Source organism: Vogesella urethralis (genome assembly GCF_007644045.2).
In the GTDB taxonomy this organism is placed as follows: Bacteria; Pseudomonadota; Gammaproteobacteria; order Burkholderiales; family Chromobacteriaceae; genus Vogesella; species Vogesella urethralis.
In genome coordinates this window covers 33,581-49,403 of the sequence record NZ_VMDW02000099.1, presented here as the reverse complement: position 1 = coordinate 49,403, position 15,823 = coordinate 33,581, and the positions used below count along the sequence as shown (strand labels likewise).

Below are 15,823 nucleotides of genomic sequence, written 5' to 3'. Positions count from 1 at the left end.
TGCGGCCCGTCAAACACCCTCAAACAATGCCCGTTACGCGGCCGCGCCCTTTTGCGAGGACGGCGGCGCATCGAACCCTTTGCGCAACTCGGTCAGCCGTGTTTGGGCGGCTTGATAGCCCGCCTCTTTGACGTGACCGAAGCCGCGAATGCCTTCGTACAGTTTCACCATCTCGGTGGCGGTGGCCAGGTTGGCCGCCGACAGCCGGTCGCACAGCTCGGCCACCAGGTTTTCGAACTCGGTGATCATCGCGCGCTCCAGACGGCGGTCGGCTTGCCAGCCGAACGGGTCCAGCGCGCTGCCGCGCAGGCCCTTGAAGCGGGCAATCACCCCCAGCGCCTTCATCGCCCACGACCCCAGGTTCACCTTTTTCGGCTGATGGCCGGTCATCCAGCTGGCGCCAAAGTGGAAGGTGAGGGTGAGGTCGCCGTCGAACTGCTCTTTCAGCGCCCGCTGGAACTCGCCGTCGCTGTACAGGCGCGCCACTTCGTATTCGTCCTTGTAGGCCAGCACGTGGTAGTAGGCACGGGCTACCGCCAGCGTCAGCGCGCTGCTGCCCGGCTTGGCACGTTCTTCGGCGGCTTTCACCTGCTCCACCAGCGCCTTGTAGCGGGCGGCCAGCTTGTCGTCCTGGTAGGCCACCAGCTCCTTGCTGCGGTGGTGCATCACGCCTTCCACCGTTTCACGCGGGACGAACTGCACCACCGCCGACGGGCTGACCAGGGTCTCGATGCGCGCCGGGTCGTGCGCGGCGTGGCGGCCCCACTGGAAGGCGTCCTGGTTGAACTGCACGGCGGCGCCGTTCAGCTCGATGGCTTTCATGATGGCTTCCAGCGATACCGGTACCTGGCCCTGCTGCCAGGCGTAGCCCAGCATGAACATGTTGGCCGCAATGGCGTCGCCCATCAGCGCGGTGGCAATGCGGGTGGCGTTCACTTCGGCAAAGTGCTGGCTGCCCACCGACTCGACAATCGCGTCTTTCATTGCCTTGGCCGGGAAGCGCACGTCCGGGTTTTTCAGGAAGGCGCTGGTCGGCGATTCGTAGTTGTTCACCACCACGTGGCTGAAGCCTTCGCGCATCTTGGCCAGCGCTTCCTCGGCGGCGGTCACCACCAGGTCGCAGCCCAGCACCAGGTTGGCGTCACCGGCGGCAATACGTACCGCGTGCAGTTTTTCCTGGCTGTCGGCAATGCGCACGTGCGACCACACCGAGCCGCCTTTTTGCGCCAGGCCGGCCATGTCCAGCACCGTCACGCCCTTGTTGTCCAGGTGCGCAGCCATGGCCAGTACCTGGCCGATGGTGACCACGCCGGTACCACCGACGCCGGTGACCATGATGCCGAACGGCTCGTGCACACCCGGCAGTTGCGGCTGCGGCAGCGACGGCATGCTGGCCAGGCTGGCAGCGGCACCACCGGGCTTGCGCACCTTGGCGCCCGCAACCGACACGAAGCTGGGGCAGAAGCCTTCCACGCAGGAGAAGTCCTTGTTGCAGCTGCTCTGGTCGATCTTGCGCTTGCGGCCCAGCGCGGTTTCCACCGGCAGTACCGACAGGCAGCCGGATTTCTTGCCGCAATCGCCACAGCCTTCGCACACGCGCTCGTTGATGAAGGCGCGGCGGTCCGGATCGGGGAATTCCTTGCGTTTACGGCGGCGGCGCTTCTCGGCGGCACAGGTCTGGTCGTGAATCAGGATGGTGACACCGGCGGTATCGCGCAGCTCTTTTTGCAGCCGGTCCAGCTCGCGGCGATGGAACACTTCCACGCCCGGCGCCAGGCCTTCTTTCAGGCCGTGCGCGGTGCGGTACTTGTCCGGGTCGTCGCTGGTGATGACGATGCGGCCAACCCCTTCGGCGTGCACCTGGCGGGTAATCATCGGCACGTCAAGGTAGCCGTCCACGTTCTGGCCGCCGGTCATCGCCACCGCGTCGTTGTACAGGATCTTGTAGGTGATGTTGACCTTGCCCGCCACCGCAGCGCGGATGGCCAGCAGGCCGGAGTGGAAGTAGGTGCCGTCACCCAGGTTGGTAAACACGTGCTTGGTAGTGGTAAACGGCGCCTGGCCTAGCCAGGTGATGCCTTCGCCGCCCATCTGGGTAAAGGTCTTGGTGCTGTCGCCTTCGATCCAGTGCGCCATGTAGTGGCAACCGATGCCAGCCACGGCGCGGCTGCCTTCCGGCACCTTGGTGCTGGTGTTGTGCGGGCAGCCACTGCAGTAATGCGGAATGCGCGCGATGGCTTCGCGCGGTTTTACCAGCTGGGCTTCCTTGTCGTCGTAGAACTTCAGGCGATCGTGGATCACCGGGCTGTCGTACAGGTTGGCAAGGCGCTTGGCGATGGCGCGGGCGATCATGGCCGGGGTCAGCTCGCCGGCAGCCGGCAGCAGCCAGTCGCCGTGCGGCAGCGCCCATTCGCCTTTTTCGGCAAACTTGCCCACCACGCGCGGGCGCACGTCGTCGCGCCAGTTGTACAGCTGTTCTTTCAGCTGGTATTCGATGATCTGGCGTTTTTCCTCGATCACCATGATCTCTTCCAGGCCTTCGGCAAACTGGCGCACGCCTTCCGGCTCCAGCGGCCACACCATGCCCACCTTGAAAATGCGCAGGCCGATGTCGGCGGCCAGTTTTTCGTCGATGCCCAGGTCGTCCAGCGCCTGCATCACGTCCAGGTAGCTCTTGCCACAGGTGATGATGCCCAGCCGCGCCTTGGGTGAATCCAGCGTCACGTGGTTGAGCTTGTTGACGCGGGCGTAGGCCAGCGCCGCGTACAGGCGGTGGTGCAGCACGCGCTTTTCCTGCGCCAGCGGGGTATCCGGCCAGCGGATGGACAAGCCGTCCGGCGGCAGCGGGAAGTCTTCGGGGATCAGCGTTTGCACGCGCTCGGGGCTGATGTCCACCACGGCGGCGCTTTCGATGGTGTCGGAGATGGCCTTGATCGACACCCAGCAACCGGAATAACGGCTCATGGCCCAGGCGTGCAGGCCGTAGTCGATCACCTCTTGCACGCCGGACGGGCTGAGCACCGGAATCATGCTGGCGGCCAGGATGTGGTCGGACTGGTGCGGGAAGGTGGACGACTTGGCGGCGTGGTCGTCGCCGCAGATCAGCAGCACGCCGCCGAACTTGCTGGTGCCGGCCACGTTGCCGTGCTTGATCACGTCACCGGAGCGGTCTACCCCAGGGCCCTTGCCGTACCACATCGAATACACGCCGTCGTACTTGGCCCCCTCGAACATGTTCACCTGCTGCGTGCCCCACACCGCGGTAGCGGCCAGGTCCTCGTTGAGGCCCGGGTGGAACACCACATTGTGCGCGGCCAGGTGCTTGCTGGCCTTCTGCATGGTCTGGTCCACGTTGCCCAGCGGCGAGCCGCGGTAGCCGGTAACGTAGCCGGCGGTGTTCAGCCCGGCGGCTCGGTCGCGCGCCTGCTGCATCATCGGCAGGCGTACCAGCGCCTGGATACCGTTGAGCAATACCTGCCCGGTAGGTGCCGTGTATTTGTCTTCCAGTTCGACGTGGCGAATCGACATGGTGTCTCCTCCATCTGTGTGCTTGTCGCAGCGGGTCGGGTGAAGCCTTGTGAGCCGTCCCGTCCTGGTGATGTGGCCCGGCAGCGGTAAGCAGCGGGCGATGTCTCTGTCTCTTTATAGTGTGCTGGTGGCGTGGCCACCGCTTTGTGCGAACACTAGTTGACGTAAACGTAAACGTCAAAAGCTTTGTCGTTTTTTTCCGCCTCGCGCACACGCGAGTGCGGCAAATGTGCCAGTGCAGCAAAATCGCCGCCGCTACCCGCACGGCATGGTGCTGTTCACGCGTGCCGCAGGTGGAAACACTGCGTTCTGCCGCCACGGTTGAGCGCGCCAGCGCCGCACCGCTACAGTGCAGCCTTGAGTCATTCCCGCCACCGGCTACCCGCCGGCCTGCGGCCAACCTTAGAGACGTATCCATGTCATCTGCACCCAACGAAACCGGCAAAGGCGTGCTGTACGCCACCGGCGCGTTCTTTATCTGGGGCCTGTTCCCGCTGTACTGGAAGCCGCTGCACGCGGTGCCGGCGCTGCAAATCCTGTGTCACCGCATCGTGTGGTCGGCGGTATTCGTCGCCATCGTGCTACTGGTACAACGCAACTGGCGCTGGCTGGGCGACAGCCTGCGCGACGGCGCCCGCCTTCGCGTGTTTGCGCTGTCGTCGCTGCTGCTGTCGTTCAACTGGCTGATCTACATCTGGGCGGTCAACGAAAACCGGGTGGTGGAAGCCAGCCTGGGTTACTTCATCAACCCGCTGGTGAACGTGCTGCTGGGGCGGCTGTTTCTGGGGGAACGGCTGACACGCACCCAGGGCATCGCCATCGGCCTGGCCACGCTGGGCGTGGCGTGGCTGACACTATCGGTGGGCACGCTGCCGTGGGTGGCGCTGAGCCTGGCGGCCACCTTCGGCGTGTACGGTCTGCTGCGCAAAAAAGCGCCGCTACCGTCGCTGGAAGGGCTGGCGCTGGAAACCTTTCTGATGCTGCCCTTGGCGCTGGCCGCGCTGCTGTGGTTTGCCGTGCGCGGCGACGGCGCCTTCGGCCAGCTGGGCCTGGCCACCGACGCGCTGCTGATGGGTGCCGGCGTGGTCACCGCCATCCCGCTGCTGCTGTTTGCCAGCGGCGCGCGCCGCCTGAAGCTGGCCACGGTGGGGCTGATCCAGTACCTGGGCCCCACCATCCAGCTGCTGCTGGGCGTGTGGCTGTACCACGAGCCGTTCGGCAGCAGCCGCGCCATCGGCTTCGGCCTGATCTGGGCGGCGCTGGCGCTGTACTCCGGCCACGGCCTGCTGGGCTACCTGAAAGCACGGCGCGCCGCTGCCGCCTAGTGCCAGACGTTGGCCGCAACACCACAAGGGCAAGCCATGCGGCTTGCCCTTGTTCTTTCACGCTGCCCGTGGCGATAAAACCTCACTTGCACCGTGGGCTGGCCACGGTCTGCCCCTTCAGCCATTGACGCCGTACGACGCCATCACCACAATGCCGCTGTCCTCCGCCACGCGGACGGCATTTCGCTCTTTATGCATACCGGCCCATCCTGCTGCGGCAGCGGGCCACGCTCTTTACAAGGAAACGCCATCATGGCATCGCTCTTTACCCTGTCGCGCCATCTCGCGCGCGACGTGCTCGCCGACGAGCTCCCCCCGCAACACCACCATCGCCTGTGGCAGGCACTGTGCCAGCACGCCAGCAGCCTGCTGCACGCCCGCGCCCGCCCCGTCCTGCCCGCACACCACCAGCTGTCACAGCAACGCTGGTTGCTGGAGAAAGGCCCGCACCGATGCTGACCCTGCCACTTGCCACACCCCGCCTGCGCCTGCGCGACTTCCACGCCGACGACGCCGACGCCTACTGCCGTCTGCGCAGCGGCGGCGCCTTCGGCCGGCACTACGCCGCCCACGAGCTCAGCCCCGGCTTCAGCCAGGGCTTGCTGCAGCAGTTCATCGCCCAGCAACACGCCACCCCGCGCCGGGCATGGCAGCTGGCTATCACCCTGGCCGACAGCGGCACGCTGATCGGCTCGGTCGGCCTGCGCCACAGCAGCCTGCCCGGCGAGGCACAGTTCGGCATCGAGCTGGACCAGGCCTACTGGGGCCAGGGCTACGCCCAGGAAGCCGGTACCGCCTTGCTAGACGCCGGCTTCAACCCGCTGGGCCTGCACCGCGTGGAAGCCGACACCCACGCGGCCAACCTGCCGGCGCAACGGCTGGCCCGCCGCCTGGGCTTTGTGCCCAGCCGCCAGGAAGGCGAGCGCCACATCCTGGCGCTGTCGCTGGACCTGCCGGGCGTGCTGAGCGAGCGCAAACTGCTAGGGCAGACGGCACAGCTGCGCCGTCACCCCGGCTACTGGCAGCTGGCCACGCCGACACAGCCAGACTTCTACTTTGGCAACCTGCTGCTACCCGACCAGGCCCCGCTACAGCGCGACGCCTGGGAAGCCCGCTTCGATGCCGCCTTCGCCGGCCACGCCGGCGTACAGCACCGCACGCTGCTATGGGCGATGGAAGACGAAGACTGCGCCGCGCGTTACCAGCCGTGGCTGGACGCCGGCTACCAGTACATGGAAACCTGCGCGCTGCTGCTTACCCGCGACAGCCTGCGGCCAACCCGGCTACCCGCCGGCTACACGCTGCGGCCGCTGGCCAGCGACGACGACTGGCAGCAATGGGCTTCGCTACTGGCCGCCAGCCGCGACCCCGGCCACGATGAGGCAGGCTATCGCCGCTTCCTGGGCGGCCTGCAGCAGCGTTACCAGCAACTGGACAACAACGGCCACGGCCATGTGTGGGGCGTATTTGCCGACGGGCAGCTACAGGCCAGCGCCGGCCTGTTTGCCTGGCAGTCGCTGGGGCGCTTCCAGATGGTGGCCACCGCGCCGGCGGCACGGCGCCTGGGGCTGGCCAGCGGCCTGGTCAGCGCGCTGGCGGAATGGGGGCTGGCGCGGGTACCGCGGCTGGTGATCGTGGCCGATGCCCACTACCACGCCATCGATCTGTATCGTAAGCTGGGTTTCGTCCACGCCAGCAGCGAAGCCTCGCTGTGCTGGTGGCCACGCCCAGCGGAGACCGCATGATCATCCAGCCCTACGCCCCGCACCTGCGCGACGCCGTTGCGCAGTGCTACCTCGACACCCGGCGCCACGCCTTCCACTGGCGCCCGCCGCACAGCATGCAGCTGGCTGACTTCGAGCGCGACACCGCCGACGAAAGCCTGCTGGTGGCACTGGCCGACGACGGCAGCGTGCTCGGCTTTGCCGGCGTCTACCCGCGCGAAAACTTCGTCCACCACCTGTACGTGCGCCCGGAGCAACAAGGCCACGGCGTGGGCAGCGCGCTGCTGCAAGCCTGCGAAACCCGCTACAGCGGCCGCCCCACGTTGAAGTGCTACGCCGCCAACGCGCAGGCGCTGGCCTTCTACCGCCGCCACGGCTGGCAGCCGGCAGGCGAGGGCGTCGACGCCGAAGGCCACCGCTGGCTGCGGCTGCAAGGCCCGCAACCGGTGGTGCTGTTCAGCACCGACTGCGCCCGGCTCGACCGCGAGCAGGTGTACCACTACCTCAGCCGTGAGTCGTACTGGGCCGCCGGCCTGCCGCGCGACATCTTCGAAGCCTCGCTGCAGGGCTCGCTGGTGATCGGCGGCTACAACGCCGACGGCGAACAGCTGGCCTTTGCCCGCGTGATTACCGACTACGCCACCTTCGCCTACCTGGCCGACGTGTTCGTCACCGACAGTGCGCGCGGCCTGGGCATCGGCAAGGCGCTGATGCGCTACATCCAGCTGCACCCGCGGCTGCAAAACCTGCGCCGCTTCATGCTGGCCACCGCCGACGCGCACGGCCTGTACGCGCAGTTCGGCTTCGGCGCACTGGGCAAGCCGGAACGCATCATGGAAAAAGTGGAGCCGGCCATTTACCAACGGTTGGCCGCAGAACGGGGCCAGGCATGACCCGCAAGGTATTCTGGGACGATCCCTACCTGTGCACGCTGGACACCTCAGTGACCAGCGTAGCCGGCGCGGAGGTCACGCTGGCCGCCACCATCCTGTACGCCGAAAGCGGCGGCCAGGAAAGCGACCACGGCAGCATAGCCGGCTGGCCGGTGCTGGCGGCGCGCAAAGAGGGGCAGGACATCGTCTACACGCTGCCACCGCAACACGGCTTGCAGCCCGGCGCGGCGGTGACGCTGCAGCTGGACTGGCCGCGGCGCTACCGGCTGATGCGGCTGCACTTTGCCGCCGAACTGGTGCTGGAAACGATTTACCAGACGCTGCCGGACGTGGAAAAAATCGGCGCCCACATCGCCGAACACAAGGCGCGTATCGACTTTGCGCTGCCTCAAGCCATCACCCCGCACCTGCCCGCCTTGCAAGCGCGCATCGACGCGCTGATTGCGGCCAAGCTGGCCATTACCAGCGCCTTTTCCGACGCCGCCAGCGGGCGCCGTTACTGGGAGCTGCCCGGCATCGCCCTCGTGCCCTGCGGCGGCACCCATCTGCGCCACAGCGGCGAGGTGGGGCGCATCGCGCTGAAGCGCAAGAACGTGGGCCGTGGCAAGGAGCGGGTGGAAATCACGCTGCTGGACGACGCGCCCGCATGACAACCCTGCTAGAAGGCAGCTGCCTGTGCGGCGGCGTACGCTACCAAATCGATCAGTTGGACATGCCGATCGTGCATTGCCACTGCCACACTTGCCGCAAGGCGCACGCCGCACCCTACACCAGCACAGCAGGCGTCATGCGCCAGCACTTTCGCTGGCTAGCCGGCAAACACCTGCTGCGCAGTTTCGAATCGTCGCCCGGCAAGCTGCGACACTTTTGCAGCGTGTGTGGCAGCCATATCGTGGCCGAACGCCCAGGCCAGCCACACGTGATCCTGCGGGTGGCCACGCTGGATAGCGACCCCGCTACGCTGCCGGTAGCACATATCTGGACCAGCCATCACCCGCACTGGCTAGCGCACGACGGCGTGCCGCAATTTGCCGGCTGGCAGCAAGCCGGAAAAAACTGACTCCCTACTGACAGCAGGCTGGCAGCAGGGGGCGCGTAGGCTGTGGTTTCCCCCCAGTAAGGAACACCACCATGACCACCGCCATCGTTGCCAACCTGCAGCTGATCTACGTCAGCGATATCGCCCGCTCCACCGCCTTCTACCAGCAGCTGTTTGCGGCCAACCCGGTTTTCACCAGCCCGCAGTACGTGGCCTTTGCCGGCAGCGGCGACGCGCTGTTTGCCCTGTGGTCCGGCACCGCGCCCGACCAGCACGCCGCACCGCGTGGCGAGATCGGCATCATGCTGCCCGATGGCAGTACCGTGGCGGCGCTGTATGCGCGCTGGCAGCAGGACAGCCGCCTGCACATCGTCAGCCCGCTACGCGAAGAACCCTACGGCCAGACCTTTGTGCTGGCCGACCCGGACGGGCACCTGATCCGCGTCTGCCAGCGCGATTGATACGGCTAGGCCGGCGTGCGTGCCGGGCGCCGGCTGCTGGCCAGCTGCACGCACAGCACGCTGGCCAGCACCGTTACCATGCCGGCCAGCGTCCAGCCGTGCAGGCTTTGCCCCAGCGCCACCCAGCCCAGGATCACCGCCGCCACCGGGCTGAGCAGGCCCAGCGCCGACACCGCCACCGGCGGCAGCAGGCGCAGGCCGCGGAACCACAAACCGTAGGCCAGCAGTGCACCCACCAGCGACAGGTAGGCATAGCCCGCCACGTTGGCCGCCGACAGCGCCGGCATCGGCGGGTCCAGCCATAGCGCGGCCGGCAGCAGCATCACACCGCCCAGTGTCAGCTGCCAGCCGGTCAGCGCCAGCAAGGGCAGGCTGCTACCCCAGCGCCGTGCCAGGTACATGCCCAGCGCCATCACGATGGCGCCGCCGGCCGCCGCCAGCACGCCCAGCGTGTCCCACTGCGCGTTGCCGGCATTCAGCAGCACCGCCATGCCGGCCAGGCCGCTGCACGCCGCCAGCAACACCAGCGGCCGCGGCGTTTGCCGCTCCAGCAACCACAACAAACCCATCATCAGCAGCGGCTGAATCGCCCCCAGCACTGCCGCAATGCCGCCGGGCAAACGGTAGGCCGCCATGAACAACAGCGCCTGGAAGGCCCCGATATTCAGCAACGACAGCAACAGCAAGCGCGGCCACTCGCGCGCTTGCGGCAGGTGGCGCGTCCACAGCAGCAACAGCAGGCCGGCCGGCAGCACGCGCAGCACGCCGGCGCTGAACGGCAGGCCGGGCGGCAACCATTGCGTGGTCACCAGGTAAGTGGAACCCCAGATTAGCGGCACCACGGCGGTAAGCAGGGTGTCGCGCCACAGGCGGGAAGCAGTCGTCACGGCGATATCTCCAATTCAAGATATAATTATCGTAATCGATAATTTATCTTTAACTCAAGATAATTATCTTGAACACGAGCTATCTGGAGCCGGCATGGATACCCCGCATACCCCCGACGCCGTCGACGCCATCCGCGCGCAATGGCAGCGCGAACGCCCCGACCTCGACACCCGCCACATGGCCATCATCGGCCGGCTGGGCCGCTGCAGCATCCAGCTGCAAAAGCGGCTGAACGATACCTTTGGCCAGTACGGCATCAGCAACTGGGAATTCGACGTGCTGGCCACGCTGCGGCGTAGCGGTGCGCCGTATTGCCTGGCGCCCACCGCGTTGTTTTCCAGCCTGATGCTGTCGTCCGGCACCATGACGCGCCAGCTGCAGCTGCTGGCCGAGCGCGGCCTGGTCAGCCGCCTGCCCAACCCCGACGACGCGCGCAGCCTGCTGGTGCAGCTGACGCCGCAAGGGCTGGATCTGGTCAACGAGGTGGTGGCGGCGCATGTGGATAACATGGCGCGCATCCTGGCGCCGCTGGACGCCGCGCAGCTGGACGCACTGGACGCGTCGATGAGCGCGCTGCTGGCCATCCTGGAACCGGCAACGAAAGCGGGGCGCTGATGCTGCTGTACGACCTGGCCGCCGTCGGTGCCGCCACCTGCTGGGCCGCCGGCGGCATTATCGGCGCCACCCCGGCGCGCCACTTCGGGCCGTTTGCCTTCAGCCGCTTGCGGCTAAGCTTCCTCACCGTACTGCTGGGCGGTGCCAGCCTGGCGCTGGGCGGCTGGGCCACGCTGCACGCTACCGCGCTGCTGCCGCTGACGCTGTCGGCGCTGTGCGGCATCTTTCTGGGCGATGCGCTGATGTTCGCCGCCATGAACCGGCTGGGCCCGCGCCGCACCGGCCTGCTGTTTGCCACCCACTCGGTGTTTTCGGTGGCACTGGGCGTACTGCTGCTGGGTGAGGCGCTCAGCCTGCAGGCGCTGGCCGGTAGCGTGCTGGTGTTTGGCGGTGTGCTGGTGGCGGTAGCGTTTGGCCGCCGCGACGGCAGCACCCACCAGTGGGAACAAAGCCACGGCCTGAAAGCCGGCGTGGCGCTGGGCCTGGCCGCCGCGCTGTGCCAGGCGCTGGGCACCTTCTTTGCCAAACCGGCCATGGCCAGCGGGCTGGAGCCGCTCACCGCCAGCGCGCTGCGCATGGCGATCGGCTGTGCGGCCAACTGGCTGCTGTGGGCCAGCGGCAGCCGCCTCGCGCGCATGGCCAACCCGCCCACCCCGCGCATGCTGGGGCAACTGGCGCTGAACGGCCTGGTGGCACTGGGGCTGGGCATGACGCTGATCATGGTGGCGCTGCAAGGCGGCAACGTGGCCACCGTTGGCATGCTGTCGGCGCTAAGCCCGGTGCTGATCCTGCCGATGCTGTGGGTGGTGACGCGCCAGGCGCCGCCGCTACTGGGCTGGCTGGGCGCAGGCCTTAGCGTGGCCGGCACCGTGCTGTTGCTGGGGCGCTAGCTTCAGGCCCGCGGCAGCATTGTTTCCCGACGGTAGCGAATCATTTTCTGCATGGCCGGTTTATTGCCGGCCAGTGCAGGGCCACAATGGCGCCATCATTACCGGAGGCCTGCCATGTCCGAACACCTGCTTTCCCCGCTGCATACCGACCCGGCCAGCGGCCTGGCCTACCGTACCCAGGCGCGGCCACCGGCGCAGGCCAGCCGCCTGCTGGTGTTGCTGCACGGCGTGGGCGGCCACGAACAGCAACTGGCCGGCCTGCTGCCGCTGCTGCCGCCAGACTGGCTGCTGGTACTGGCACGCGGCACGCTGCCATTCGGCCCGCAGCAGTTTTCCTGGTTCGAGGTGCAATTCGGCAGCGATGGCCCGCGCATCAACGCCGCCCAGGCCGAGCACAGCCGCCAGCAGCTGGTATCGCTGCTGGCTAGCCTGCAATTCCAGTTTGGTGTGGTACCGGAACACTGCACCGTGGCCGGCTTCAGCCAGGGCGGCATCATGAGTGCCAGCGTGGCGCTGACCTCGCCCGCCAGCCTGGGCCGCTTTGCCGTGCTGTGCGGGCGCATCCTGCCGGAAATTGCGCCCATCCTCGCCGAAAAATCGTCACTGGCGCTACTGGACGGCTACCTGTGCCACGGCGAACACGACGACAAGCTACCCGTCAGCTGGGCCGAACGCGCCACCGCCTGGCTGACCGAACTGGGCGTGCCGCACACGCTGCAACGCTACCCGGCCGCACACCAGCTCACCGCCGCTATGGCGCAAGACTTCGCCAGCTGGCTGGCGCGTCGCTAAGCCCGCACCCAAAAACAAGCGGCCAACCTTGCCCAAGGTTGGCCGCACGTCCGTCTATACCCCGCAGCGCCACTGTTCGCTATCATGCCGTTTTCATTGCGCCTGCCTAACAATATGCCGCGCTACCTTGCTGCCACACTACTGCTGACTTGCCTGACTTTCCCGCCGGCACTGCATGCATCACCTGTCTTGCCAACACTGACGATTCCAGGCGCTCAACCGGACTCGGCGCCTGGGTTTGGCACTCCCGCCGCCACCCACACGCCGATGGTATTCCGTAGCAACCAGGAAGCCGTCGCCTGGTACCGTCAGCAAGCAAAACAGCATAATGACATGGCCGCGTTGATGGCCGAGGTGTATTCGCTATTCGAGGCTGGTAAGGCCGCCAACGCTGGGGAAGTGATCGCGCTCTGGCAACACAGCGCGGAGCACGATGCTAACGCACAGTACTGGTACGGCCTGAGCCAGATCATGGCCCACGACTACCCCACCGCAGCGGCCTACCTGCAGAAAGCTGCCAAACAGCAGCATGCCCAAGCCATGTCCGCACTGGGCAGACTGTACCTGTTCGGCCTGGGGGTAACGCCAGACCCGGAGCAGGCGGCCAAGTGGTTTCAAGCAGCTGTCGCCCACGGTAACCACGAGGCGGATTACTGGCTTTGCCAGCTACGCGATCCCGGTAATGGCAGCCGCCAAGCCAACCCCGAGCTGATTGCCTGCTACGAACAAGATGCCAGCCAGGGCGATACCCGGGCCATGATGCGGCTGGCCATGCTGTACCGTGAAGGCTGGCATGTTGCCATGGACTATGCCGCGGCAGAACGCTGGTATCAGCAAGCGGCGAAGCATGGCGACACGACTGCGGCCAAAGCCATAGACAAGCTGTATTTCAACCGCTTCGGCCTCAGCCGTGATGACCTGCGCCAGGCCGGTGCACTGCAGCGCCAAGCCAAGGCGGGTGACGTGATGGCGCAATTGAAAGTCGCCCTGATGCTGGATGTCGGCCAGGGCTTGGCCGCAGATCCGGAACAGGCGGTGCACTGGTACCTGGCGGCAGCACAACAAGCGCGTGGCCAAACCCTGCCCACCGGTACCGGTCTGTCAGATCAAAGCATGGCGCTGGCACAAAACCGGCTGGGCGAGATACTGGAGTGGGGCAGGTACGGTACCCAGGATGTCGCTGCCGCAGCGCGCTGGTACCAGCAGGCCGCGCAGCTGGGCAACGCCCAGGCCCAGCATAATCTCGGCCGCCTGCTGGAGGCGGGCAAGGGCATCAGCATGCATTACGGCGAAGCGGAAAAATGGTACCGCCTGGCAGCCTCGCAGGACCTGAACGACGCAACCAACAGCCTGAAAACCTTGTACCGCAATACCTACGGCCTGAGCCGTGAAGACATCCTGGCACTACCCGTACACCAGCGCGATGCGGCGCAGGGCAATGCCGTATCACAACGGCTGCTGGGCCTGATGTATGAATCCGGCAAGGGCTTGCCCGTTGATATCGCCCAGGCGGTGTTCTGGTACGGCAAGGCGGCGGCACAAGGCGATGTCATCGCCCACTACCGCTTGGGCAATGCCTATGCCGAGGGTAAAGGCCTGGCGGTTGACTGGGCACAAGCCGCCCGTTACTACCAGCTGGCCGCCAGCCAGGGTTACGCCCCCGCGCAAAACCGGCTGGGAAATCTGTACCGCTACGGACAGGGCATGGCGCAGGATGCCGCCGAGGCCGCACGCTGGTACCGCCTGGCGGCTGAACAAGGCTTGAAGGAGGCGCAATTCAGCTTGGGCACGCTGTATCTGGACGGTAACGGCGTGCCGCAAAGCGACAGCGACGCCGACTTCTGGTTTACCAAAGCGGCCGCCAAGCGCCAGTAGCGCTGAATTCATCATCCGCTTACCCGGATTCAGGCTACCGCCGGAAAACCGGTCAAAACCGGCCCATAAAAGCCGTGCGGCCAACCTTGGGCAAGGTTGGCCGCACGGCTTTTGTATGACGCAGCTTACTGGTTGGCGCGCACCCACTTGTGCCACTGCGCAAACAGCTCGGGGTTCAGCGCGGCGATGGCGGAGCGCTTCCAGATGGCGTCGGCCCAGTAATCGTCGTTGTACAGGCTGGCGATGCGACCACCGGCTTCTTCCAGGATCACCGCGCCGGCGGCGTAATCCCACAGCCGCTGGCCACCGTGCAGGTAGATGTCGTAGCGGCCGGCGGCCAGGAAACACCAGTCCAGCGTGCTGGAGCCCATGCTGCGCTGGCTGCCGAACGGCGCCACGCTGCCCATGCGCGCCGCCAGCTTGCCGGAACGCAGGTATTTGATTTCGACGGCGGCGATGGCGTCGCCCATGCTGTTGGCCACCGTTTTCAGCGGCAGGCGCTGGCCGTTGAGGTAGGCCCCGCAGCCGCGGCGGGCGTAGAACATTTCGTCGGACACCGGGTTGTAGATCACCCCCAGCTCGCTGACGCCGTTGACCATCAAGGCTACCGATACGGCAAAGTAGGGCAGGCCGTTGACGAAGTTGGTGGTGCCGTCGATCGGGTCCACCACCCACAGGCCGGCCTGGTTGGCGTCCCACAGCGCGTCTTGCTCCTCGCGCGTCATTTCCTCGCCCAGCACCGGGTAGGGCAGGATGGCAGGCAGGCGCTGCTGCAACACCTGCTGGCAGGCCAGATCGGCTTCGGTAAACAGCGAGCCGTCCTCTTTGCGCGTCTTGCCCACGCGCAAAAAGCGCGGCATGACCTCGTAGCGGGCCACGTCGCGTACGACCTGTATTACCTGATCGACCACTTGCATCCGACTCTCCTCTCGCGTTGCGGGCAGGCCCCGCTGCTACCGTGTGATGTTTCTGTTGTTGCACGTGCAGCAAACCAAGCAAAATACCGTTATCAACACGAACGATCAACACACGATGCCAAGGTTTTTTATAGACGCCGCGCTGGCTGCCGGGCAAAGCCTGGCGCTGCCGGACACCGTGGTGCGCCACGTACAAGTGCTGCGCCTGCGCGAGGGCGACGCCATTACCCTGTTCAACGGCCGTGGCGGCGAATACCAGGCTGCCATTACCGAGCTGGCAAAGCGCGATGTTGCCTGCACGATCACGGCATTTGACGACACCAGCCGCGAATCGCCGGTATGGCTGGGCCTGGCGCAGGCCATCTCCAGCGGCGACCGCATGGAGTTCACGCTGCAAAAAGGGGTGGAAATGGGGGTCAGCGCTTTTCAGCCGCTGGCCACCGAGCGCAGCATCGTCAAGCTGGCCGGCGACCGCGCCGACAAGCGCGTGCAACGCTGGCAGGAGATCGTGATTGCCGCCTGCGAGCAGAGCGGGCGCAACACGGTGCCCGAGGTGCGGCCTATCCTCAGCTTGAAGCAGTGGCTGGCCAGCCTGCCGCCGGCCGACGCCCACCTGCTGCTGTCGCCGCTGGGTACGCAGAAGCTGGTAGACATCGCCCGCGCGCCGCAGCAGGCGTGGCTGATGGCCGGGCCGGAAGGCGGGCTATCGGGCACGGAAGAACAGCAGGCCATTGCCGCCGGCTGGACGCCGCTGAAGCTGGGCCCGCGCATCCTGCGCACCGAAACGGCGGCGCTGGCGGCCGTGGGTGCCATCCAGACGGTGTGGGGCGATTACAGCGTGTAAGCAAGGCACGCGGTTGCATGGTGCAAAACAGC

At 66.4% G+C, this 15,823-nt stretch carries 15 protein-coding genes; 12 read left to right on the top strand and 3 right to left on the bottom strand.

What is annotated here, in order from left to right:
- Positions 1 to 33: 33 nt before the first annotated feature.
- On the bottom strand, positions 34 to 3,528 hold the full coding sequence (locus tag FLQ03_RS12865; RefSeq protein ID WP_144370576.1) for an indolepyruvate ferredoxin oxidoreductase family protein: 3,495 nt from the start codon (positions 3,526 to 3,528) through the stop codon (positions 34 to 36).
- Positions 3,529 to 3,944: 416 nt separating this feature from the next.
- Between FLQ03_RS12865 and rarD the strand changes: the two genes are divergently transcribed.
- The 7 genes from rarD (at position 3,945) to FLQ03_RS12830 (ending at position 8,970) form a co-directional block, all read left to right on the top strand.
- Positions 3,945 to 4,853, top strand: coding sequence for an EamA family transporter RarD (gene rarD, locus FLQ03_RS12860; protein WP_144370575.1), 909 nt, complete (start codon positions 3,945 to 3,947; stop codon positions 4,851 to 4,853).
- Positions 4,854 to 5,105: 252 nt separating this feature from the next.
- On the top strand, positions 5,106 to 5,312 hold the full coding sequence (locus FLQ03_RS12855; RefSeq protein WP_144370574.1) for a hypothetical protein: 207 nt from the start codon (positions 5,106 to 5,108) through the stop codon (positions 5,310 to 5,312).
- Entirely contained in the window at positions 5,306 to 6,598 is a 1,293-nt protein-coding gene (locus FLQ03_RS12850; RefSeq protein WP_144370573.1) for a GNAT family N-acetyltransferase, read from the top strand. The genes FLQ03_RS12855 and FLQ03_RS12850 overlap by 7 nt, the downstream gene beginning before the upstream one ends.
- Positions 6,595 to 7,470, top strand: coding sequence for a GNAT family N-acetyltransferase (locus FLQ03_RS12845; protein WP_144370572.1), 876 nt, complete (start codon positions 6,595 to 6,597; stop codon positions 7,468 to 7,470). Before FLQ03_RS12850 ends, FLQ03_RS12845 begins: the two co-directional genes overlap by 4 nt.
- Positions 7,467 to 8,120, top strand: a complete 654-nt coding sequence (locus tag FLQ03_RS12840) for an alanyl-tRNA editing protein (protein WP_144370571.1) — start codon at positions 7,467 to 7,469, stop codon at positions 8,118 to 8,120. The genes FLQ03_RS12845 and FLQ03_RS12840 overlap by 4 nt, the downstream gene beginning before the upstream one ends.
- Positions 8,117 to 8,530 carry a GFA family protein gene (locus FLQ03_RS12835; RefSeq protein ID WP_144370570.1) on the top strand — a complete coding sequence of 138 codons (414 nt, stop codon included), beginning with the start codon at positions 8,117 to 8,119 and terminating at the stop codon, positions 8,528 to 8,530. Before FLQ03_RS12840 ends, FLQ03_RS12835 begins: the two co-directional genes overlap by 4 nt.
- 71 nt (positions 8,531 to 8,601) lie before the next feature.
- Positions 8,602 to 8,970 (top strand): VOC family protein, encoded by a 369-nt coding sequence (locus FLQ03_RS12830; RefSeq protein ID WP_144370569.1) that lies wholly within the window; start codon positions 8,602 to 8,604, stop codon positions 8,968 to 8,970.
- 5 nt (positions 8,971 to 8,975) lie between these two features.
- Here FLQ03_RS12830 and FLQ03_RS12825 read toward each other — a convergent pair whose 3' ends face one another.
- Positions 8,976 to 9,857 (bottom strand): carboxylate/amino acid/amine transporter, encoded by an 882-nt coding sequence (locus FLQ03_RS12825; RefSeq protein ID WP_144370568.1) that lies wholly within the window; start codon positions 9,855 to 9,857, stop codon positions 8,976 to 8,978.
- A 94-nt stretch (positions 9,858 to 9,951) separates the two neighbouring features.
- On the opposite strand from FLQ03_RS12825, the gene FLQ03_RS12820 reads away from it, so the two are divergent.
- The 4 genes from FLQ03_RS12820 to FLQ03_RS12805 all read left to right on the top strand — a co-directional run bounded on the left by FLQ03_RS12820 (position 9,952) and on the right by FLQ03_RS12805 (position 14,030).
- Entirely contained in the window at positions 9,952 to 10,473 is a 522-nt protein-coding gene (locus FLQ03_RS12820; protein ID WP_144370567.1) for a MarR family winged helix-turn-helix transcriptional regulator, read from the top strand.
- Positions 10,473 to 11,363, top strand: coding sequence for a DMT family transporter (locus tag FLQ03_RS12815; RefSeq protein ID WP_144370566.1), 891 nt, complete (start codon positions 10,473 to 10,475; stop codon positions 11,361 to 11,363). The genes FLQ03_RS12820 and FLQ03_RS12815 overlap by 1 nt, the downstream gene beginning before the upstream one ends.
- Before the next feature lie 114 nt (positions 11,364 to 11,477).
- Positions 11,478 to 12,155 (top strand): alpha/beta hydrolase, encoded by a 678-nt coding sequence (locus FLQ03_RS12810; protein ID WP_144370565.1) that lies wholly within the window; start codon positions 11,478 to 11,480, stop codon positions 12,153 to 12,155.
- Between the two features lie 333 nt (positions 12,156 to 12,488).
- On the top strand, positions 12,489 to 14,030 hold the full coding sequence (locus FLQ03_RS12805; protein WP_170252413.1) for a tetratricopeptide repeat protein: 1,542 nt from the start codon (positions 12,489 to 12,491) through the stop codon (positions 14,028 to 14,030).
- 125 nt (positions 14,031 to 14,155) lie between these two features.
- On the opposite strand, the gene FLQ03_RS12800 is transcribed toward FLQ03_RS12805, so the two are convergent.
- A complete protein-coding gene (locus FLQ03_RS12800) occupies positions 14,156 to 14,947 on the bottom strand; it encodes an inositol monophosphatase family protein (protein WP_144370563.1) in 792 nt (263 codons plus the stop codon).
- Positions 14,948 to 15,062: 115 nt separating this feature from the next.
- On the opposite strand from FLQ03_RS12800, the gene FLQ03_RS12795 reads away from it, so the two are divergent.
- Positions 15,063 to 15,791 (top strand): 16S rRNA (uracil(1498)-N(3))-methyltransferase, encoded by a 729-nt coding sequence (locus FLQ03_RS12795; RefSeq protein WP_144370562.1) that lies wholly within the window; start codon positions 15,063 to 15,065, stop codon positions 15,789 to 15,791.
- Positions 15,792 to 15,823: the final 32 nt, after the last annotated feature.